Source organism: Halomonas chromatireducens (genome assembly GCF_001545155.1).
Taxonomy (GTDB): Bacteria; Pseudomonadota; Gammaproteobacteria; order Pseudomonadales; family Halomonadaceae; genus Halomonas; species Halomonas chromatireducens.
This window is the reverse complement of the sequence record NZ_CP014226.1, coordinates 2678203-2698367: the sequence shown is the minus strand read 5'-3', so window position 1 is coordinate 2698367 and position 20165 is coordinate 2678203. Positions and strand designations below refer to the sequence as shown.

19 protein-coding genes are annotated in these 20165 nt (G+C 61.6%); 12 read left to right on the top strand and 7 right to left on the bottom strand.

Features of this window, described 5'->3' with window-relative positions:
* Positions 1 to 287: 287 nt before the first annotated feature.
* Complete coding sequence (locus LOKO_RS12515) at positions 288 to 1064, top strand: hypothetical protein (protein ID WP_144439662.1); 777 nt, start codon at positions 288 to 290, stop codon at positions 1062 to 1064.
* Positions 1065 to 1210: 146 nt separating this feature from the next.
* On the opposite strand, the gene LOKO_RS12510 is transcribed toward LOKO_RS12515, so the two are convergent.
* From LOKO_RS12510 to LOKO_RS12500, 3 genes are all read right to left on the bottom strand, one after another.
* The gene (locus LOKO_RS12510; RefSeq protein WP_066449760.1) at positions 1211 to 2140 is read right to left on the bottom strand and encodes a lysophospholipid acyltransferase family protein; all 930 of its coding nucleotides are present in this window, start codon (positions 2138 to 2140) and stop codon (positions 1211 to 1213) included.
* A gap of 5 nt (positions 2141 to 2145) precedes the next feature.
* Positions 2146 to 2535, bottom strand: coding sequence for a DUF4870 family protein (locus LOKO_RS12505; RefSeq protein ID WP_066449757.1), 390 nt, complete (start codon positions 2533 to 2535; stop codon positions 2146 to 2148).
* Positions 2536 to 2627: 92 nt separating this feature from the next.
* Entirely contained in the window at positions 2628 to 3020 is a 393-nt protein-coding gene (locus LOKO_RS12500; RefSeq protein ID WP_043510182.1) for a VOC family protein, read from the bottom strand.
* A 63-nt stretch (positions 3021 to 3083) separates the two neighbouring features.
* Between LOKO_RS12500 and LOKO_RS12495 the strand changes: the two genes are divergently transcribed.
* The 6 genes from LOKO_RS12495 (at position 3084) to LOKO_RS12470 (ending at position 11013) form a co-directional block, all read left to right on the top strand.
* Complete coding sequence (locus LOKO_RS12495; RefSeq protein ID WP_066449751.1) at positions 3084 to 3728, top strand: class I SAM-dependent methyltransferase; 645 nt, start codon at positions 3084 to 3086, stop codon at positions 3726 to 3728.
* A 255-nt stretch (positions 3729 to 3983) separates the two neighbouring features.
* Complete coding sequence (locus tag LOKO_RS12490) at positions 3984 to 5405, top strand: MFS transporter (RefSeq protein ID WP_066449749.1); 1422 nt, start codon at positions 3984 to 3986, stop codon at positions 5403 to 5405.
* 174 nt (positions 5406 to 5579) lie between these two features.
* Positions 5580 to 7370 carry an acyl-CoA dehydrogenase gene (locus LOKO_RS12485; protein WP_066449743.1) on the top strand — a complete coding sequence of 597 codons (1791 nt, stop codon included), beginning with the start codon at positions 5580 to 5582 and terminating at the stop codon, positions 7368 to 7370.
* A 77-nt stretch (positions 7371 to 7447) separates the two neighbouring features.
* Positions 7448 to 9079 carry an acyl-CoA synthetase gene (locus tag LOKO_RS12480; protein WP_066449741.1) on the top strand — a complete coding sequence of 544 codons (1632 nt, stop codon included), beginning with the start codon at positions 7448 to 7450 and terminating at the stop codon, positions 9077 to 9079.
* Positions 9080 to 9100: 21 nt separating this feature from the next.
* On the top strand, positions 9101 to 9949 hold the full coding sequence (locus LOKO_RS12475) for a 3-hydroxybutyryl-CoA dehydrogenase (protein ID WP_066449739.1): 849 nt from the start codon (positions 9101 to 9103) through the stop codon (positions 9947 to 9949).
* Positions 9950 to 10239: 290 nt separating this feature from the next.
* Positions 10240 to 11013, top strand: a complete 774-nt coding sequence (locus LOKO_RS12470; RefSeq protein WP_066449738.1) for an enoyl-CoA hydratase-related protein — start codon at positions 10240 to 10242, stop codon at positions 11011 to 11013.
* Between the two features lie 102 nt (positions 11014 to 11115).
* Here LOKO_RS12470 and LOKO_RS12465 read toward each other — a convergent pair whose 3' ends face one another.
* From LOKO_RS12465 to LOKO_RS12450, 4 genes are all read right to left on the bottom strand, one after another.
* Complete coding sequence (locus LOKO_RS12465) at positions 11116 to 11745, bottom strand: hypothetical protein (protein WP_201025320.1); 630 nt, start codon at positions 11743 to 11745, stop codon at positions 11116 to 11118.
* A gap of 197 nt (positions 11746 to 11942) precedes the next feature.
* Positions 11943 to 12824 carry a DMT family transporter gene (locus LOKO_RS12460; protein WP_066449728.1) on the bottom strand — a complete coding sequence of 294 codons (882 nt, stop codon included), beginning with the start codon at positions 12822 to 12824 and terminating at the stop codon, positions 11943 to 11945.
* A gap of 124 nt (positions 12825 to 12948) precedes the next feature.
* Positions 12949 to 13329, bottom strand: coding sequence for a Rieske (2Fe-2S) protein (locus LOKO_RS12455; protein ID WP_066449727.1), 381 nt, complete (start codon positions 13327 to 13329; stop codon positions 12949 to 12951).
* Between the two features lie 56 nt (positions 13330 to 13385).
* Positions 13386 to 14750, bottom strand: a complete 1365-nt coding sequence (locus tag LOKO_RS12450; RefSeq protein WP_066449725.1) for a sialidase family protein — start codon at positions 14748 to 14750, stop codon at positions 13386 to 13388.
* Between the two features lie 171 nt (positions 14751 to 14921).
* Between LOKO_RS12450 and LOKO_RS12445 the strand changes: the two genes are divergently transcribed.
* From LOKO_RS12445 to trkI, 5 genes are all read left to right on the top strand, one after another.
* A complete protein-coding gene (locus LOKO_RS12445; RefSeq protein WP_066449723.1) occupies positions 14922 to 15755 on the top strand; it encodes an MOSC domain-containing protein in 834 nt (277 codons plus the stop codon).
* Between the two features lie 248 nt (positions 15756 to 16003).
* Positions 16004 to 16444 carry a YtoQ family protein gene (locus LOKO_RS12440; RefSeq protein WP_066449721.1) on the top strand — a complete coding sequence of 147 codons (441 nt, stop codon included), beginning with the start codon at positions 16004 to 16006 and terminating at the stop codon, positions 16442 to 16444.
* Positions 16445 to 16702: 258 nt separating this feature from the next.
* Complete coding sequence (locus LOKO_RS12435; RefSeq protein WP_235588861.1) at positions 16703 to 17863, top strand: sensor domain-containing diguanylate cyclase; 1161 nt, start codon at positions 16703 to 16705, stop codon at positions 17861 to 17863.
* A 14-nt stretch (positions 17864 to 17877) separates the two neighbouring features.
* On the top strand, positions 17878 to 18459 hold the full coding sequence (locus LOKO_RS20255; RefSeq protein ID WP_235588860.1) for an EAL domain-containing protein: 582 nt from the start codon (positions 17878 to 17880) through the stop codon (positions 18457 to 18459).
* A gap of 178 nt (positions 18460 to 18637) precedes the next feature.
* On the top strand, positions 18638 to 20128 hold the full coding sequence (gene trkI / locus LOKO_RS12430) for a Trk system potassium transporter TrkI (protein WP_066452343.1): 1491 nt from the start codon (positions 18638 to 18640) through the stop codon (positions 20126 to 20128).
* Positions 20129 to 20165: the final 37 nt, after the last annotated feature.

Below are 20165 nucleotides of genomic sequence, written 5' to 3'. Positions count from 1 at the left end.
ATTGTCTGAACGCATCCAGCTCAAAGATCAGGTCCACCTCGTCGTCGCCGATGCCGACCCTGTATCATCCCCAGTCGCTGTGGGCGATGGTGGGATTTGCCGGAGCTGGTAGTGAAGGCCGCCATTATCTGGCTAATGGTTTTGTAAAAAATTATGCTATCCGTTATTCTATAATTGTTCTCGCATATAATTGGTTTGTGTGGTGATAGTTAATCCTTGAGATGAGAAGTTGTTTGTCTTCTCATTTATTATTGCTTTTTTACATATTGATTAGGGGGTTTTTGTTCATGGAGAGTAAGAATTTTATTTATGCCCCCAGCTGGGTCAAGGTTGTTGCTTTAAGTGTTCTTGCTTTTGCTCTTATAAGTGCTGTAGGAGTTTCTGTCTATTTTCTTGGTAAAGAAAATCGGCAAGACTGGATATTGGTTGCTATGTCGCTTGGTCAAGTCGCGGCCTCAGGTATTGTGATAGCAATTGTGGTTTTCTTTTCTGAAAAAGATGTCAATGTGATAAATCTTCAGAAACGTGCGGAGCGGCTTTTTTTAGAAACCTTTCCTAGGGCTTGTTTGCTTATTGATTTTCCAGAAGGCGAGTTTAAGCTGTGGGAAAGCAAGAAGGTAAATGGCAATGATATTGAGCAGGCATTGAGGAATAGCAAGACTACTATACGGGTCAATCATATCCCTGGCCAAATAGATGCGTACTATCATATATCTCGTGAGAGTGGTGAGTCGATTGTTATGCGGTTGCAAGTTAACGTGGGGGAGGTGGCGATAAGTTATTATATTCCAGCCGAGTGCGAAAATGAAATGCACGAGATTTCTAAAAAAATGGAGTGGGCTTTCTCTCGTTACTATGAAGTAGGCGGTTATGTAGGTGGGTGGTATTTTAGTAGAGAAGATTTTGATGGGCTTACTTATGCTTCTATCCACTTGACGAAAGATTTTGGGGCTGACTTTCTTGAAAATGAGCGCAAGAAGCTGTTCTTGTCAAATGACGTTGCTGCTACAACGCGTGGAATTATGAAGGACTGTGTGAAGAATGGTATTTTGATGAGTTATTAGTCGGTGGAAAATAGTTGTGCGAAAGGGGGAATGCTAAAATTCCTCTGCAGCTGCCGGTCAGCCGCCCGCGTGGCCGGGATCTTTTACGGCCCAGATCTCGATATCCGCGCGGCTTATGCACCACAGGTAGGGTAAGACAGCAGCTCTCAGTAAAGCCGGAAGGAGCCATGGTCCGGATGCCCCTCCTGCTCCTCGATCACCTTGCGGTAGCGCTTGTACTCCCACTGGTACTGGGCCGGGTCCAGGGCGATGGCATCCTCGACGCAGGCGTTCACACCGGTCGCCGATTGCTCTTCATCAGGAGAGTAGACCTGCTCGTCGGCGGCCAGAAAGTGGATGGCGAAGCCGCGGCCGGGAATGCGCCGCGCCACGCCGGTAACGACACGCGCGTCGGTGCGGGCCACCAGCTTGGGCAGCAGGGTAGCGGTATAGGCCAGGCGGCCGTAGAAGGGGGCGAAGACGCCGCTGCCCCAGTTGGGCTCCTGGTCGGGCAGGATGCCGATGGCTTCGCAGCGCTTGAGCGCCTTAAGCAATGCCGCCACGCCGCGTGGGTTGGTGGGTACCAGCTTGGCGCCCATGCGCTCACGACCCTCTCGCGTCACGGGGTCGAGTCCCTCGACCTTGGGTGGCTCGTACATGGCAGTGAAGGGGAAGTGGCTGGAGAGCCAGAAGTTGAGCACCTCCCAGTTGCCGAAGTGCGGCGCCAGCACGATAACGCCCCGCCCCTGGGCGCGGGCGTCATCGAGCAGCTCCCGGCCATGGACTTCGACGATGGAGGTCTCGACCCGGTTCGGGTCGGCCATCCAGGCGAAGCCCAGCTCCAGCATGGTGGCGGTGGAGTGCGTCAGGCTGTCCCGGGCCAGGCAACGACGTGCTGCCGCGCTCTGGTCGGGATAGACCTGGGCGAGATTGATTTCGGTGACGTCGCGCTCGCGTCGGCTCAGGCGATACACCAGCGGACCGATCAGCCGGGAAAGGCGCCACAGGCTGGCGAGACGACGGCCGGCGAGGGTGCGCCACAGCGTGGTGGCAAGACGCGCCTGGATGGCGCTGGAACGGGGTCGTGATGCGCTCATGAGCGTCAGAACAGCCAGGTATCCACATTATCGGGCGCGCGCTTTTCCTGCAGGCTCTTGAGCCCTTTCACGCAGCGAATCACCAGCCAGATCACCGCCAGTAGCCAGGTGACGAAGCCGATCATGATCAGCGTCAGCAGGCCGGAGACCGCAAAGTAGAGCATCGCCATCCAGAAGGTGCGGATATGGTAGCGATAATGCTCATCGAGCCAGTGAGGCCCCTTGCCGCGGTAGACATAGGCGATCACCACACCGACCAGCTGCGTCAGCCCGCCGCTGATGATGCCGGCAAGAAACAGCGCATAGATGACTATGGGTATGGTGGTGTCGGGCGACCCCGGGTCGGTCACGGCCCGGTGGTCACGGTTATCATCAGGTTGCAGGTTATCGGTCATGTAACGTCCAGCAAGTGAATGGCGAGGTGTGTTGCTGACTTGGCCAGTCACACCAATGATACCGGCCAGATGAGACAATACCAGTGGAGCGGCTATTCGCTGGCCGTCTTCAGCGGACGGCTGATCTCCAGCAGGTTGCCGTCCGGGTCGCGCAGGTAGAGCGACTCGATGGGGCCGGTGGCGCCCTGACGGTCGACCGGGCCGAGCTCCACCTCGACATCCAGTGCCTCCAGGTGTCGCTGTACTTCGTCCAGCGGCAGCAGGCTGCGCAAGCAGAGGTCGAGGCTCCCCGGCGTTGGGGTGGCGGCCCGGGGCTCGATGTCGGTGGCGGTCCAGTGCAGGCGCAGGGCAACGTCGCCGAGCAGCAGGTCGACGCGCTCACGGTCGCGGTAGCGCACCTCCAGCCCCAAAACCCGGGAATAGAAGTCCACGGCGCGGGAAATATCGGTCACGGTGATGACCAGGTGGTCCAGACCTGACAGCATTGCCGGCCTCCTCGTTGTGATCGTTTTTTTATATGCTCAAGTCGTCAAGCTCAGAAGGATACGATGATGCTGACCTGCCCGCTATGTGCATCCGCCGAAACGCCATATTTTCATCGGGATGCACGGCGTGACTATCACCGTTGCACCAACTGTTGGCTGGTCTTCGTGCCTCCTGATCAGCGCCTTGCTCCTGAGGCAGAGAAAGCAGTCTATGACCAGCATTGCAACAGCCCCGACGACGCTGGTTACCGGCAGTTCCTGTCACGGCTTTACACGCCGCTGCGCGAACGGCTGGCACCGGCTGCCCAAGGCCTCGACTTCGGTGCCGGCCCTGGCCCGACGCTGTCGGTCATGTTCGAGGAGGCGGGGCATCCCATGGCGATCTACGATCCTTTCTATGCCGCTGACAGGGTGGTGCTCGAGCGGCAGTACGATTTTATTACTGCCACTGAAGTGGCGGAACACCTCTTCGAGCCGGGGCTTGAACTCGAGCGGCTGGCTGGCATGTTGCGGCCCGCTGGCTGGTTGGGGTTGATGACCAAGCGGGTCACCAGGTGGGAGACCTTCCCCCGTTGGCACTATATTCTCGACCCAACCCATGTGATTTTCTTCAGCGACGCCACCTTTGAATGGCTGGCCCATCATCTCGATATGCGCCTCGAGCTGCCTGCTTCGGATGTGGCCCTGTTGCAGCGCAAGCCATGGTGAATGCACTCCCGACCCAACGATTCATGGAGGCTGTAGTCACGTTTCGATAAGCCGCCGTTATACAGCCCTGCAGGGGCTATTTCGGCGTTGACTTATGGTGTCGGCGGCGTATGATTTGCGCCGCGTCATCCCGCCTCAGCGGTGCTTCTTCTGTGTGGCACCCAGGCGTGGCGGGCAATCTCGGCAGGTCCTGCCACACTGTTTCCCATCGTTGCCTTAATTCCTGTTTCTTCCACCGCTGTCGAGAGGCCCTTCATGTCGCGGCAACTGCTGGCCATGGCCCTGGCGCCCCTGCTGGGGCTTTTCATTCTGGGGATCGGCAATGGCTTCCTGGCCACGCTGATCACCTTGCGCCTGGATGCCGCAGGCGAGTCGCCGGTGGTCATCGGCTGGGTCTCGTCGGCCTATTTCATCGGCCTGGCGCTGGGGGCGATGTTCAACGACCGGCTGCTGCTGCGAATTGGCCATATCCGCGCCTATGGCACCTTTGCTTCGCTGGTTGCGGTCACCGTGCTGCTGCAGGGGCTGTGGCTCGACCCCATCTCCTGGTTCGGGCTGCGCCTGATTGGCGGCTGGGCCACCGTGGGGGTCTACCTGGTCATCGAGAGCTGGCTGCTCACGTCCGGTGACCAGAAGGTTCGTGGCCGGCTGCTGGCGCTCTACATGATCTCGCTGTATGCCGCCGGTGTCCTCGGCCAACTGCTGCTGGGTGTGACCGATGCCATGGGTGTCACCGCTCCCTTCATGGTGATCGGCATGCTGGCGTCGCTGTCGGTGCTGCCCATGGCGATGATCCCGCGGGTGTCCCCCCTTATCGAGCATGCTGAGCCGCTCTCGCCGATACGCCTGATCACCCTGACGCCTACCGGGGTCATGGGCAGCTTCGGCTCCGGGCTGGCGGTGGCCGCCGTCTATTCGCTGCTGCCGCTCTATCTGCAGCGTATCGGCCTGACGGTCAATCAGATCGGCCAGATGATGGCGGTGGTGATCCTTGGGGCGATGCTTCTGCAGTATCCCATCGGCCGCTGGTCCGATCGCCACGATCGCCAGATGGTGCTGATCCTGATCGGCACCTTCTGTACGCTGATATCGGCTGGCATGCTGCTGTTGCCGCCGAATATCTGGGTGATGGCGGGGCTGCTTTTCCTGCTCGGTGGCGGCGTCTTCGCGCTTTATCCGGTCGCGGTCGGCCATGCCGCAGACCGTGCCCCGGCAGGTGCCCTGGTGCGCATGAGCCAGGGCCTGCTGCTGATCAATGCCATCGGCTCCACCGTGAGTCCGCCGCTGATTTCGCCGGTCATGGCGGCGGTGGGCGATGCGGGCCTGTTCTGGGCCTTCGGAGCCATGAGCATCGGCATGGTGGCCTTCTTCGCCTGGCGGCGTAGCGTGCGTCCGGCGCCGTTGCCGGTGGCACCGTTCACGCCAACGACGCCAATGTCCTCGGCCGGCGCCGAGCTGGCGGTAACCGAGGAGCTGATGCAAGGCGCAACCGAGCATGAGCATGTCGAGGACCTGTCCGACGCAGTGCCGGATGTGGAGACGGTCGAGCCACTGGTTGGCCCGCCGCCTCCCGATGAGGCGCATATCGCTTACTATGAAGATGAGGAACCGCGTCACGCGGAAGCGCCCGATCATGAGCAGCTGGTTGACGAGACGACGAGCTCCTCCCGCGACTGAAGCGATTGAATAGTCCGCCCCGTCATTTTTCTGCGCCCGATACCTGTGTATCGGGCGCACTGCCTTTGTCGGGTGAGTTGCCTTTGACTGGTTAATTGCCTGCGACCTAGGGATAATGGTTAACGAAAAGTAGTGAATCTACTATTTCTGCTATCATTTTTTTGAGGTGTCGCCATGTTCCCCTTTGTTGCTCCTGTTCGCGATCTTCGCTTCGTGCTCGAGGAACTGCTCGAGCACCGTTCGCTCGCCCTGCCTGGTTTCGAAGAGGCCAGCCCCGACCTGGTTGAAGCGGTGCTGGAGGAGGCAGCCAGGCTGGCGGGCGAGGTATGGGGGCCGCTGAATGCCAGCGGCGACCAGCAGGGCTGCACCCGCCGTAGTGATGGCGGCGTGACACTGCCCGATGGCTTCATCGAGGCCTATCAGGCTTATGCCGAGGGCGGTTGGAACGGCATCGGCGTCTCCGAGGCGCTGGGCGGCCAGGGTCTGCCCGAAGTGGTGGCAAGTTCGGTACAGGAGATGCTTCACGGCGCGAACATGGCACTGGGACTCTGTCCAATGCTCACCGCCGGCGCCATCGAGGCACTGGCACACCATGGCAGCGACGCGCTCAAGGCGTCCTACCTGCCCAAGCTGGTGGAGGGGAGTTGGACCGGTACGATGAACCTCACCGAGCCCCAGGCCGGCTCCGATCTTTCCAAGGTGCGCACCCGGGCTGTTCCATGCCCTGATGAAGAGGGCGATCATTTCCGATTGTTCGGCCAGAAGATATTCATTACCTGGGGCGAGCACGATGCCGCCGAGAACATCGTTCACCTGGTGCTGGCACGCAAACCGGATGCGCCGGAAGGCAACAAGGGCATTTCGCTGTTCCTGGTGCCCAAGTTCCTGGTCAATGCCGACGGCTCGTTGGGTGAGCGCAACGACGTGACCTGTGCCTCCATCGAGCACAAGCTCGGCATCCACGGCTCGCCCACCTGCACCCTGAGCTTCGGCGATGGCGACGGTGCCATTGGCTACCTGGTGGGCGAGGAGGGGCGCGGCCTCAACCACATGTTCACCATGATGAACGAAGCGCGTCACAAGGTTGGCATTCAGGGTATCGGCGTGGCCGAGCGCGCCTGCCAGCATGCCTTCGCCTATGCGCTGGATCGGGTGCAGGGCAAGGTCCGCGGTAGGGAAGCCACCATCAGCGAGCACCTCGACGTGCGGCGCATGCTGCTTTCCATGCGCGCTCGCACCGACGCCCTGCGTGCCCTGGCGCTCTACTGTGCGGCCCAGCTCGACGTGGCGCGACATGGTGGCGATGGCGAGCGTGAGGTTGCCCAGGCCCGTGCCGACGTGTTGATTCCCGTAGTCAAGGCATTCTCCACTGACCAGGCCGTGGACATCGCCTCCATGGGCGTACAGGTTCACGGTGGCATGGGCTTCATTGAGGAGACCGGCGCCGCACAGCTGCTGCGCGATGCTCGCATTGCGCCCATCTACGAGGGCACCAACGGCATCCAGGCACTCGACCTGGCCGGCCGCAAGCTTCAGCGCGATGGTGGTGCCGCCCTGGCCGGGCTGATCGAGGAGGTCGAGGCCACCGCCAGCGAACTGCGTGAGGACGGCGAGCTCGCCGCCCTCGGCGAGAGCCTGGCCGCCGGGGCCGCCGATCTGGAGGCTGCCATGCAGCGCGTGCTCGAGCAGGGCTCTGATTCCGAGCTAGGGCCGGATGCCATTCAGGCCTACGCCACACCGTTCCTTAGCCTGGCAGGTCACGTGCTGTGCGCCTGGCAGATGGGGCGGGCCGCACTCAAGGCCCGTGCCGCTCAAGCGGCAGGCAGCAACGAGCCGTTCTACCAGGCCAAGCTGGCCGCGGCCGATTTCGCCCTGCGCCAGTGGCTGCCGGTCGGCCGAGCCAACCGCAGCGTGATCGAAGCAGGAATGGCATGCCTGGCCGACTACGAGGTCACGCTTCCCTGAGCAGCTTACCTCCGGTTGCCTTACCGGCAGCCGGTGAATTCAGCACCAATACAAAAGATACTCACCCGGAGCCCACCATGAACAACAGCATCTTCGAACAGGGCCTGCCCAAGACGCAGGCCAACCACGTACCACTGTCGCCGCTGACCTTCATCGAGCGCAGCGCTTCCATCTACCCGGATTATCCGGCGGTGGTGCATGGTGACGTCCGCCGCAGTTGGAGCGAGACCTGGACGCGCTGTCGCCGGCTCGCCTCGGCGCTGGAAAAACGCGGCATCAAGCCAGGCGAGACGGTAGCCGCCATGCTGCCCAATGTGCCCGCCATGTTCGAGGCGCACTTCGGCGTGCCGCTGGCCGGCTGCGTGCTCAATACGCTGAACATCCGCCTCGATGCCGAGGCCATCGCCTACATGCTCGAGCACGGTGAGGCCCAGGTGGTGCTGGTGGACCCGGAGTTTGCCGACGTCGTCGAGGAAGCTGTCTCACAGCTGGCCATCAAGCCGCTGGTGATCGACGTCGACGATGCCCTCTTCGAGGGCGAAGTCCGCCATATCGGTGGGCTGGAGTACGAGGCGCTGCTGGCCGAAGGCGACCCGGACTACGCCTACCGGCTGCCCGAGGATGAGTGGCAGGCGATCTCGCTCAACTACACCTCCGGCACCACCGGCAAGCCCAAGGGGGTGGTCTACCATCACCGCGGCGCCTACCTGAATGCGGTAAGCAATATCCTCGAGTGGGCCATGCCACACCACCCGATCTATCTCTGGACGCTGCCGATGTTCCACTGCAACGGCTGGTGCTTCCCCTGGACCATCGCTGCCAATGCCGGTACCAGCGTGTGCCTACGCAGGGTCGATCCCAGGAAGATCATGGCGCTTATCGCCGACGAGGGTGTGACCCATTTCAGCGGCGCGCCCATCGTGCTCAACGGCCTGGTCAATCTCCCCGATGAGGACAAGCGCGACTTCGACCATCCGGTGAAGGTCACCACCGCCGGTGCCGCGCCTCCCGCCTCGGTGATCTCCGGTGTGGAGAAGATGGGCATCGAGGTGACCCACGTCTACGGCCTCACCGAGGTCTATGGCCCGGTGACCGTCTGTGCCTGGCGTGAGGCGTGGGATGAACTGCCGATGGAGGAGCGGGCGAAGATCAAGTCGCGCCAGGGCGTGCGCTACCACATGCTCGAAGCGCTTTGTGTCGCCGATCCCAATACCCTGGAGCCCGTACCCAAGGACGGCGAGACCGTTGGCGAGATCCTGATGCGTGGCAACAACGTGATGAAGGGCTACCTCAAGAACGAGGCGGCAACCGAGCAGGCTCTGGAGGGCGGCTGGTATCACACCGGCGACCTGGCGGTCTGGCATGCGGACGGCTACATCGAGATCAAGGACCGCTCCAAGGACATCATCATCTCCGGTGGCGAGAACATCTCCACCATCGAGGTGGAAAACGCCATCTATTCGCACCCGGCCGTGGAAGAGGCCGCGGTGGTGGCCAAGCCCGACGAGAAGTGGGGTGAGACCCCCTGCGCCTTCGTCAAGCTCAAGGTGGGCTACGGCGAGGTCACCGAAGCGGACATCATCGCGCACTGCCGGGAGCACCTGGCCCGCTTCAAGGTGCCCAAGACGGTGATCTTCAGCGAACTGCCCAAGACCTCCACCGGCAAGATCCAGAAGTTCGTGCTGCGTGAAGAAGCGCGCAAGTCATAACGCCTACAGGAGAGTGAATAGATGAACTCACAGCAGATTGGTGTGGTCGGCGCGGGGACCATGGGGCAGGGCATTGCACAGGTTCTGGCGACAAGCGGCTTCTCGGTTCAGCTCTATGACGTGGCCGACGAACAGCTTACCCGTGCCCAGGCGGCTATCGACAAGGGGCTGGGCAAGCTGGTGGCCAAGGAGAAGCTCTCCGAGGCCGACAAGGGGTCGGCTCTGGAGCGGTTGGCGGTGACCACGGCCCTGGACGCCCTGCGCGACTGTGCCGTGATCATCGAAGCAGCACCGGAGCAGCCGGCGCTGAAGGAAAAACTGTTCCGCGACCTCAGCCGCCTGAGCCATGAGGCAATCCTTGCCTCCAACACCTCATCGCTGTCGCTGACCCGGCTTGCCGCGGTGTGCGAGCGTCCCGAGCGTGTGGTGGGCATGCACTTCTTCAACCCGGTACCGGTACTCAAGCTGGTCGAGGTGATTCGCGCCGAGCAGACCTCTGATGCCACCGTGGCGCAGATCGAGGCGTTGGCCGAGGCCCTGGGCAAGACCGCAGTAGCCATCGCCGACTCGCCGGGCTTCGCCGTCAACCGCCTGCTGGTGCCCATGATCAACGAAGCCGCTTTCCTGCTGCAGGAAGGGGCTGCGACCGCCGAGGACATCGACCAGTCGATGAAGCTCGGTGCCGCCCACCCCATGGGGCCGCTGGCGCTGGGAGACCTGATCGGCCTGGATGTCTGCCTGGCGATCATGGAGGTGCTGCAGGAGGGCTTCGGCGATCCCAAGTACCGGCCCTGCCCGTTGCTCCGGCGCATGGTGGCCGCCGGCTACCTGGGGCGGAAGAGTGGGCGAGGCTTCCACGTATACAACTGAATTCGCTCTCGTCAAACAGAGTAAGGGTTACCAGGGCACCTCGAGGGGCGCCGTGGGCAGGTCGAAGCGGAGGTCTTTTTCCAGGGAAGGAAAAAGTAGCGCCCAGGGATGGGTTTACAGCGCCTCCGCGTAGGCCTGCCCGCGGATCAGCCCCGTTATTTGAGTGCCGTGACTCCAACTGCGATAGCGTTTCCCCGACGAAAGAAAGGATTGCCGACCTACCAAGCGTTCGCTAGGGTAGGTCGGTATCCCTTCAACACGAATGCGTTTGCATTGATCAGGAGCCCCACATGAGCGAGAAGCTGATCGAGATTGATGATCGCGATGGCATCGTACGCCTGACCATCACCCGGCCCAAGGCATTGAACGCGCTGAACAGTGCCGTGCTCGCCGAGCTGGAAGCGGTTTTGACGGACCTGGAGAAGCGCGACGACCTGCGCGGCGTGCTGATTACCGGCGCCGGCGAGAAGTCCTTCGTCGCCGGTGCCGATATCACCGAGATGCGCGAGAAGACGCCGGAGGAGGCGCGGGCCTTCGCCGGCCAGGCACTGCGTACCATCAAGCGACTGGAAACGCTCCCGGTGCCGGTGGTCGCCCTGGTGAATGGCTTTTGTCTTGGCGGCGGCTGCGAACTGGCGCTGGCCTGCGACTGGGCGGTAGCCAGCGATAATGCCGTCTTCGGTCAGCCGGAAGTGCTGCTGGGGGTCATTCCCGGCTTCGGCGGCACCCAGCGCCTGCCGCGCCGGGTCGGTCCGGCCATGGCGCTGGACCTGGTCACCACCGGCCGCAAGATCGATGCTCAGGAAGCCCTGCGCATCGGACTGGTCAACCGCGTCATGCCCCAGGCCGAGCTCGAAGCCTATGCCGATGAGCTGACCAAGCAGCTGTCCGGCAACGGCCCCCTGGCGGTGCGCGGTGCCAAGCAGGCGGTTCACGACGGCATGGACCAGGACCTGGACAGCGCCCTGGCCCTGGAAACGGCCCTGTTCGCCTGCTGCTTCGCCGGTGAGGAGCAGAGCGAAGGCATGAGCGCCTTCGTCGAGAAGCGCAAGCCTAACTTCTGAGGCTCTCCGGAGTGCGAAGAGGCGGCAGTGGCGAATTGGCCACTGCCGCCTTTTTTCGAGCTCTGGTGTTACCGCCGAGTGCTGCTACGGTAGCCTATCGCTTCACAGGGTGTGATGGGCGCAGCTCACCAGTGGGTTGAAGGGCTCGAGATGGGTGACAGCATTGTCCCGAAACCACACGTGCTGGTCGTAGTGAGGAGCGAAGCCGTGTGCTTCGTCGATGGCGGTCTCGGGATCGTTGGCCATGTAGTCCCAGGCGCGGCCAGCGAAGGTGGGCGGCTCGGTATTGCCCGCCTCCTCCCAGGCCTTCTGGAACACCAGGTTCTCGACTCCCACCAGCACCAGTGAGCCGTCTTGCTGCGGTTCGTAGAGCAGGATGGAGGGATTGAGAAAGTCGGTATGGGTTCCGGTGCCGTCGATCCGCGGCTCGGTTGCCGTTATTCCTAGCAGGTCGGGGCGCAGGTAATGGATACCCATGTCTCCGAGTTCGGCGGGCAACCCCTCTGCAGCCGCGCTGACGCACTGACCGGTGGGGTCAGGAATGTAGCCCTCGGCCAAGGCCACGTCGACGTCCTCGAATCGCTGGGTGGCAATTCGAATCGACTCGACCAGTGCGGCGACATCTTCCCCCTTCAGGGCGTCAGACGAATGTGCCAGGGCAAGAGTGGAGGTCAGGCTGCCAGTGACCACCAGGCCCGCCAATGCAATGCCCACTGCGTTTGTTTTTTTCATGGTTTTGTCCCCATGCAGAGTAGACCTGCCGGGTTCATGGACAAGCGTCATGGTCCATGGGGCTCGTCGTGGGTGAAACGCGGACGCGACTATGCCCGGCATCTTCCTGAGCATAGCAAGCGGGATGCCATCTGCTATGGGCTTTTTGCAGTCTGCAACGCTGGCTGACAGCGTGGTGAATAAGCCCCGGATGGTCGTCAGGTCAACGTCCGGCGACGCAGCCGCAGGATGCCAGTGGCGACGGCGGTACCCACCAAGGTAATCGCCATGCCGACCAGTATCTGCAGGCTGAGCACTTCCCCAAGCAGCAGATAGCCCCAGAGCAGCGCGCTGACCGGTACCAGGAAGGTGACCGTCGAGGTGGCTGTCGCCCCGGCGCTGGAGATCAGCCCGAAATAGAGCAGGAATGCCACGGTGGTACTGAACACCGCAAGGCTCAGGCCGTTGGCCCAGGCCAGTCCGCTGATGGGTTCGGTTGGCCACAGCAGCAGGCCGGGGATGAGCAGGATCAGTGCCGACATCGCCGTGCTGCCCGCCGCCAGGACGCGAACCGGAAGATGCGAGAGATAGGTCTTGGAATAATTGCTGGCGACGCCATAGCAGAAGGTGGCCCCCAGCGCCGACAGAATGAACCAGCCGTCACCACCCAGCGCAAAATCCAGCCGGTTGGCAGAGAGCACATAGACCCCGGCGAAGGCGAGGGCGAGTCCCAGGTACTGCTGGCGTTGCACCGGTGTCGTGAAGAACAGAGCCCCCAGCAGCGCGGTGAAGATCGGGGTGGTGGCGTTGATCAGCGAGGTGAAGCCAGCCTCCAGGCGCACCGTGGCCAGTGCCAGCAGGACGAATGGCAGCACGTGATTGACCAGGCCCAGCAGCAGCAGCCCGCCCTTGTTTTCCCAGACCAGCTTCAGGTAGCGCAGGCTGAGCAGCAGCGGAATCAGCAGCAGAGCGCCCACGCCCATCCGCACCAGGATCAGCGGTACGGGGCCGAACTCGGGGACCGCCACCCGCATGAAGATGAATGACATGCCCCACAGCGACGAGAGCAGAATCAGGCGGAGCGTATCGGCCGGCGACATGCGTCATCCTTGGCAAGAAAAGGCTAAGCAGCAAAGGTTACGTATGAATTTGGCCTATGGGAAGTGGGAAGGCCCATCAAATTTTCTGATAGTTTTCATCAGGGCCTTGCAGGCGAGACCAGCGCTATTCAGCGTTGCCGATCACCAGCCAACCGTCGTCATCGACGCTCAGCGGTACCGGGTCCAGGGCGCAGCCCTCGCCGTGGCCGCTAAGCCCCTCACCGGTACGGGCGGAGAAAGTGGCGTCGTGATTGGTGCAGCGAAGTGCTTCACCATCCTGGCTGAGAACGCGCTTGCCTCGTTGGTCCAGGGGCAGGTACTGGTGAGGGCAGGCGTTGACATATGCGAGAGGGATCTCGTCCAGGCGCAAGAGCAGCAGCGGAAAGCTGCCATTCTCGCTCTGAAGGGTCAACGAGCGAGTATCTCCGGGCGGTAGCTCCTCGAATCGCATGAGGCGCGTTCCCGGCTGTGGAGCGCTACGATACTGCTTCCATGCCTGTGACATGCCGATTCTCCTATTGCCATCGGGGGGCCGCATTGTCGCGGATCCCGGCCCGCTTGTCAGCGCTCATACCGTCCCCGGATCAACCAGGCATGGCTGGCCTCGTCAGGTTGAAAGGTGCTGTTTACCACGGCGATGTCGCCGTTGTGGTTCACCGCGAGCTTGCGGGTCAACAGCCCCTGAAGGTTGCCGTTGAAGCCGATGTCCACCACGCTTTCCGGCACGATGCTGGGGGACGAAAATGTCTCGCCGCTATCCCATGAGTGCATGATGCCCAGCCCGCGAGGCCGCTGGCGTGGGTCGGGGAAGCGCTCCCAGGTCAGGTGGACATGACTTCCGGCCACTGCAATCGATGGATACCCATGCCCGGCAGCGTCTTCGCTCTGCTCCTCGACCAATGGCCGAGGGGTGGCAAAACGTTCGCCATGGTCGGCACGGGTATAGTAAAGGCGGGAAGGCTGGCCGGGTCCGTCGGCGGCCTCGGCATAGGCCAGGTGCAAGGTACCGTTTGCATCTACCGCCAGGGAGGGGGCGTCCGAGTGCCCCCGAGAGGTAGCGACGACGGCAGGCTCTGCCAGGATGGCCCCGCTGCTGTCTGACAGTGTGTAGTGAATGTTGGCGGCCGGGTCTTCGCCAACGCTCCAGGCCAGATGTACCCGTCCTTCGTCATCCACGGCAAGGCTAGGAGCTCGGGCGGGGCGGGCGTCGTCCCTGGCGACCGGCTGGGGTTGAGCGAAGGTGTTGCCGCCATCCTGCGAATGGCTGATGTACAGGTCGCCTTCATAGGTCGTCCAGGCGGCCCAGATGGTGCCATCCGGGCCTTCGGCCAGATCCAGGCTGCCATTGTCCCAGCGCTGCTCGGTCAGCCGCCCCTTGCCGGCGCCTTCCCGTGACCGGGAGAGGTTCAGTGGTTCGCTGAACGTCATGCCGCCATCCTGCGAACGGGCGAACAGGATGTCGCCGCCATGGCTTCCGCCGGAAAAGATAATCTCCTGCCAGAGTACGTAGAGGGTGTCGGGATCGTCGCCAGCGATCACCAACCGGGGCAGCCAGGAGAAGGTATCGCCGCTGCGTGATACGTTGGTGGGCTCGTCGTGCTGTGGTTCGCCGTTACGATCGATAGCCTGGAAGAAAACGTCCTGTTGCGCCTGGTCGACCCAGAGTACCGCTGCGGTGCCGTCCTGGTGCAGGGCAACCGTTGGGTCGTCCACGTAGCGAAAGTCCGACTTGTTCATGCGCCAGGGCCCCACATGGGCTTCACCGCTGGCGATCTGCAGGGCCGGCTGCCAGGTAATGGGGCCTTCATCGGCGATACTGGGGGCAGCTAGTGTCAGCAGCAGTGAAGCGGTCGCCAGCAGGGCCGTTTGTCGAAGAGAGGAGCACGACAGGTGCAGGGCCAGGCGGTGTTTCACGACATCGGACATGCTTGTCCCTCGCATGATTGAGGTTGTTACCAACGCAGTGTAGCAGCGAGGTGGAAGCCGCATGAGGCATGGACAGGCGACAGCGAGTGGGCTCAACGACGGGCAGGTGTATGCTGTCGCCTAGCCGCTACGCTGGTAAACGACTGGGGTAAAGGACATGGGGAGGTCGACGTGAAGATTTCGGGAATCCATCTGTATCCGGTCAAGTCGCTGAGTGGAATTACCCTGGAGCGGGCGGAACTCGGTGAACGAGGTATCGCCCATGATCGAAACTGGATGGTGGTGGACGATGTGGGGCGTTTCGTGACCCAGCGGCAGATGCCGGCCATGGCTCGGATCGCAGTCCGCCTGGAAAGCGACCGGCTGCTGCTGGAACATCCCGAGGTGGCGCCGCTGGCCATCGAGCTGGCACGCAGCGGCCAGCCGTCGCTGACGGCCTATGTCTGGGAAGATGCCTGCCGGGCGCTGGACGAAGGCCCCGAGGCGGCGCAGTGGTTGAAAACCGTGCTGGGCGACTGGAAAGGCAGCGGGTTGCGTCTGGTGCGCTTTGCACCGGACGAGCGTCGTGCCGTCGAGCCCTTCTACCAGCAGGGCGAGAACGCCCACACCGCCTTCGCCGATGGCTACCCCTTCCTGATTGCCTCGGAGGCGTCGCTGGCAGCGCTCAACCAGACGCTGCAGCGCAAGGGGCTTTCGCCACTGCCGATGAACCGCTTTCGCCCCAATATCGTGGTGGAGGGAGCCGCCCCCTTTGCCGAGGACGGGTGGAGTGAGCTTGGTTCTCCCGAGGGCTACCGCTTCGGCATACGCAAGCCCTGCCAGCGCTGCAAGATCACCACGGTGGACCAGGCGACCGGAAACATCGCGATCCCCGGCGAGCCGCTCAAGACCCTGATGGAAATGAAGACCCAGCCGTTTCGCCCAGGGGCATACTTCGGCCAGAATGCCACCCTGCTCGAAGGCCGGGGCCAGTTCATCGCCGTCGGTGACAGCCTGCTTGATTGAAACGGTACAGTCCTGAATTCGAAAAAAAGCCCGCAGGGAGCGGGCCTAAATGCAAGGGAACTCACGACTGCTGTGCAGGGGACTGTGAGTCGTGGCTAGTGTAGCTGGCTGTTTGCGGTTCGCCTGTCAGCCTACGGATTCTCTTTCTGTAGGCTATGGCTTACGCCTTGGGAATGCACCGACTGGAAGTCAAGAGCGGTTACCTAGGCTATGATGGTCGCCCAAAATTCAACTCTGCTGGAGGAATCATGAGCTTTTACGTCTATCTTTCGGGTGAAATTCACACCGACTGGCGCGACGAGATTCAGCGCGGCGCCGAGGCGGCCGGCCTGGACATTGTCTTCACCTCGGCGGTGACCGACCATGCGGCCAGCGATGCCGCCGGAGACCACCTCGGAGAGGAGAGCAATCCGTTCTGGCGCGATCACAAATCATCCAAGGTCAATGCCATCCGCACCAAGACGCTGATCGAACAGAGCGACCTGGTGGTGGTTCGTTTCGGTGACAAGTACAAGCAGTGGAATGCCGCTTTCGATGCCGGCTACTGTGCGGCACTGGGCAAGCCCTATGTCACCCTGCATGGCGAGGAGATCATCCATCCGCTCAAGGAAGTCGATGCACAGGCCATGGCATGGGCTACTACTACCGACCAGGTCGTCGAGATTCTGCGCTACGTCACCAAGGCCTGACTCCTGGTCTAGCCTGTCTCAGGCGTGAGCGGGCCATGTCACTTCGTGAGCGAATCGACTAGCACCAGGCCTTCTTCTATCTGCTGGCGGTGCTCGCCTTCAGCCGATACCTGGTCACCAATTGGTAATCAGCCGAAGGCAGGGCTAGGGTGGATGAGAGCCTAAATTTACTGGACTCCATAGAATTCATTCATTGGGGCTGGTTATTGCAGGCTGCTATTTTGCCCTCGTCTTTCATTACCGAGTCTGTTTCCAACGATGTCTACACAGGAACAGGAACGTCTGTACGCGCTTCATCAGCTCAACCTGCTGGATACACCACCCTGCGAGAGTTTCGATCGGCTTACTCGTATGGCAAGTCAGCTGTTCGACCTCCCGATTGCGGCCGTGTCGCTTACCGATGAGAACCGCCAATGGTTCAAGTCGAGGGTGGGTGTCGAACACCGCGAAATCCCGCGTCACAAGGCACCCTGCGCCGAAGTGTCGGACTCTTCGCAGGTTCTCGTCATCCCCGATCTTCTGAAATCCAGCTGCTACCGAGATAGCCCACTGGCTCAGTCGGGGATACGCTTTTACGCTGGTGCACCGCTGTTGACGCGTGATGGCCACACGCTGGGTGCCATGTGCGTGCTGGGTCATGAGCCGCGCGCGGTCACCGAGAAGGAACAGGCCACGCTGCGTGACCTTGCCGCCATGGTCATGGCCCAGATAGAGCTGCAGCATGCCTTTGGGAGAGTCGACCCGCTGACCGGTTTGTCGAACAGGCATCAGCTGGCTGAGGACTTGCTGGACCTTGAGCGGGATGATCCGGGCTCTCTTCGGGCTGTGCTATTTACGGAGGTCGTCGAGGCCGGCGAATTGAGTGCGCTGCACCGTACCATGGGTCCCGCCTTTCTGGATGAGCTGTGTCGGGTTTCTGCTCGCTGCCTGCAGGCCACGCTTGGTATGCAGAGCACCCTCTATCATCTTGGTGGATGCCAATTCGCCCATCTGACCGAGCTTGACGACGGGGCGAAGCTGCTGAAGGAAGCGCTGCGCCTGCGCCGTGCCCTGATAGGGCAGGAGTCGGCAGGGGCCGTGCCGGTTCTGGTGCATCCGGCTATTGGCATCGCTCCCTTTCGTCTGGGTGAGTCGACCATAGATGAAATCCTGCGTAGCGCCCATGGCGCCTGTCTCGATGCACGCCAGGCCGAATCAGGTGTCGGGCTGTTTTCGGAAGCCCTGGACGATAGCTTCCAGCGTCGCTTTACGCTGCTGACCGATATCAGGCAAGCCTTGAGTTCCGATGACCAGCTTCACCTGGTTTTCCAGCCCAGGGTTTCCCAGGCAAACGGTACGTGCCTGGGAGCCGAGGCGCTGCTGCGCTGGCACCATCCGACGCTTGGCGATGTATCGCCTGCTGAATTCATCCCCCTCTAGTAGAAAATACACCCATGGTTCGGCCATTGACCGGTTGGGTCGTACGCCATGCGGTCCACCAGGCGGCTGCCTGGCAGCGGCAAGGGCTGGCCCTGCGTCTCTCGATCAACGTCTCGGCGACCAATCTGGAGGCGGATGACTTTGCCGAGCGTCTGCTCTCGGAGATGGCACATGCCAACCTGACGAGCGATGCCATTGAACTGGAGCTGACCGAAAGTGCATTGATCGGCCAGGGTAGGGCGGCTGCGTCTCAGCTTGAAACACTCATCGCGGCAGGCATCCGAATTGCCATCGATGACTTCGGTACCGGCTACAGCAGCCTCTCGTACCTGCATGAAATCCCGGCCCATGTGGTCAAGATCGACCGCTGTTTCATCAGTGAGCTAGGCGTGAATCCCCGCACCGAAACGTTGGTCAAGTCCATGATTACGATGGCGCACGACCTGGGCTACAGCGTCGTTGCTGAGGGCGTGGAGAATGCGCGTGCTCATCAGCTGCTTGGCTCAATGGCGTGCGATGAGATTCAGGGCTACTACATCGCCAGGCCGATGAGAGCGGATGCCTTCGAGACCTGGCTAAAGAACGATTGTCACTGAGGTAGATGGAACGCGCTCCCGTTTGTTGAACGAGACCAACCCCTCTCTTTCCTGCCATGCAGTCGACCTGACTGGCGGGCAGGCTTTTTTTCGGATTTTTTAGACGATGGCGTGATGTCATGTCGGCTTGCGAGTGGTGGGCTCGGGTTTTACTCGGATTGTCATGGGCGAAGACGGCATGTTCGAACAGCGAAGGCTGCATCAGCGGCTCGGTTATCAATGGCGGAGCTGGGCACCGGTCCTCAAGGTGTTGTCGGTCCTCTGGATGGTCCTGGCCTTGTTCATGGCGTTACCCTGGGTGGTGTTGTTGATCGAGGGGGAGCCCGACGCCACGGCATTCGGCCTATCGATGTTCATCGTGCTGAGTGCGGTGGCGCTGAGCTGGCTCGCCACGCTGAAGGTGGCGATAGAACTCAAGCCCTGGCAGATGTTCGTACTGACGACCTTCAGTTGGGTCAGCATCAGTGGTTTTGCCAGCTTGCCCCTGGTGTTGGGTGCTCCCCAGCTTTCTTTCACCAATGCCGTCTTCGAGTCGGTGTCTGCGATTACCACCACCGGCTCGACGATTCTCGAGGGCATCGAGTTCCTCTCCGATGGCCTCAAGCTGTGGCGGGGGATCATGCAGTGGCTGGGGGGCATCGGTATCATCGTGATGGGAATCGCCATCCTGCCGTTCCTCAAGGTCGGCGGCATGCGACTCTTCCACACCGAGTCCTCGGACTGGTCCGACAAGGTGATGCCTCGCACCGGTGGTATCGCCAAGGCCACCCTGGGCGTCTATTGCGGCTTCACCCTGATCGCCATGCTGACCTACTGGCTGGGTGGCATGGCGCTGCTCGATGCGGTAGTGCATGGCATGACCACGGTGGCTACGGGGGGCTTTGCCAATTCGGATGCCTCGTTCGGGGCGTATGGCGATCGCCCCTTCCTGCTCTGGGCGGCCAGCCTCTTCATGCTGGCAGGTGCGCTACCCTTCGTGCTCTATATCCGTGTGTTGCGCGGTTCCCGGCTGGCACTGTGGCGCGACCAACAGGTGCAGGGGCTGCTGCTGCTTCTGCTGATCGTCATCCTGAGCCTTACCCTATGGAGAGTGTGGCTGGGTACGCCGCCCTTCGAGGCGCTCACCCATGTCGCCTTCAATGTGATATCCGTCGTTACGACCACCGGCTACGCCTCGGATGACTATAGCGTCTGGGGACCGCTGGCCTTCGTCGCGTTCTTCTACCTGACCTTCGTCGGCGGCTGCAGCGGCTCCACCAGTGGCGGCATGAAGATCTTCCGCTTCCAGGTGTCGACCATTCTGCTGCGCAACCAGCTGCGTTACCTGACCCACTCCAGCGGTGTGTTTGCCTCACGCTACAATAATCAACCGCTGACCGATGAAGTCACTCGCGGCGTGGTGGCCTTCTCTTTCTTCTTCTTTCTCACCATTGCCGGGTTGGCCCTGGGGCTCTCCTTGCTGGGCCTCGATTTGGTCACCGCGCTTTCCGGTGCGGCCACCGCCGTGGCCAACGTCGGGCCGGGGCTGGGTGACACCATTGGCCCGTCCGGTAACTTTGCACCGCTACCGGATGCGGCCAAATGGCTGTTATGTGTGGGTATGCTGATGGGACGGCTCGAGATACTCACCGTGCTGGTACTGCTCACGCCAATGTTCTGGCGCAGGTAGTTTGAAGAACTCCCCAACCCCGAGGACGACCGGATCG

Bases quoted from the DNA above. Each gene is read 5' to 3' on its own strand.
- trkI (WP_066452343.1), top strand. From the start codon at position 18,638: ATGTTCGAACAGCGAAGGCTGCATCAGCGGCTCGGTTATCAATGGCGG.
- LOKO_RS12490 (WP_066449749.1), top strand. From the start codon at position 3,984: ATGTCGCGGCAACTGCTGGCCATGGCCCTGGCGCCCCTGCTGGGGCTT.
- LOKO_RS12505 (WP_066449757.1), bottom strand. From the start codon at position 2,535: ATGACCGATAACCTGCAACCTGATGATAACCGTGACCACCGGGCCGTG.
- LOKO_RS12480 (WP_066449741.1), top strand. From the start codon at position 7,448: ATGAACAACAGCATCTTCGAACAGGGCCTGCCCAAGACGCAGGCCAAC.
- LOKO_RS12465 (WP_201025320.1), bottom strand. From the start codon at position 11,745: ATGAAAAAAACAAACGCAGTGGGCATTGCATTGGCGGGCCTGGTGGTC.
- LOKO_RS12460 (WP_066449728.1), bottom strand. From the start codon at position 12,824: ATGTCGCCGGCCGATACGCTCCGCCTGATTCTGCTCTCGTCGCTGTGG.
- LOKO_RS12450 (WP_066449725.1), bottom strand. From the start codon at position 14,750: ATGTCCGATGTCGTGAAACACCGCCTGGCCCTGCACCTGTCGTGCTCC.
- LOKO_RS12440 (WP_066449721.1), top strand. From the start codon at position 16,004: ATGAGCTTTTACGTCTATCTTTCGGGTGAAATTCACACCGACTGGCGC.
- LOKO_RS12475 (WP_066449739.1), top strand. From the start codon at position 9,101: ATGAACTCACAGCAGATTGGTGTGGTCGGCGCGGGGACCATGGGGCAG.
- LOKO_RS12455 (WP_066449727.1), bottom strand. From the start codon at position 13,329: ATGTCACAGGCATGGAAGCAGTATCGTAGCGCTCCACAGCCGGGAACG.
- LOKO_RS12510 (WP_066449760.1), bottom strand. From the start codon at position 2,140: ATGAGCGCATCACGACCCCGTTCCAGCGCCATCCAGGCGCGTCTTGCC.
- LOKO_RS12515 (WP_144439662.1), top strand. From the start codon at position 288: ATGGAGAGTAAGAATTTTATTTATGCCCCCAGCTGGGTCAAGGTTGTT.
- LOKO_RS12435 (WP_235588861.1), top strand. From the start codon at position 16,703: ATGTCTACACAGGAACAGGAACGTCTGTACGCGCTTCATCAGCTCAAC.
- LOKO_RS12485 (WP_066449743.1), top strand. From the start codon at position 5,580: ATGTTCCCCTTTGTTGCTCCTGTTCGCGATCTTCGCTTCGTGCTCGAG.
- LOKO_RS12495 (WP_066449751.1), top strand. From the start codon at position 3,084: ATGATGCTGACCTGCCCGCTATGTGCATCCGCCGAAACGCCATATTTT.
- LOKO_RS20255 (WP_235588860.1), top strand. From the start codon at position 17,878: ATGGTTCGGCCATTGACCGGTTGGGTCGTACGCCATGCGGTCCACCAG.
- LOKO_RS12470 (WP_066449738.1), top strand. From the start codon at position 10,240: ATGAGCGAGAAGCTGATCGAGATTGATGATCGCGATGGCATCGTACGC.
- LOKO_RS12500 (WP_043510182.1), bottom strand. From the start codon at position 3,020: ATGCTGTCAGGTCTGGACCACCTGGTCATCACCGTGACCGATATTTCC.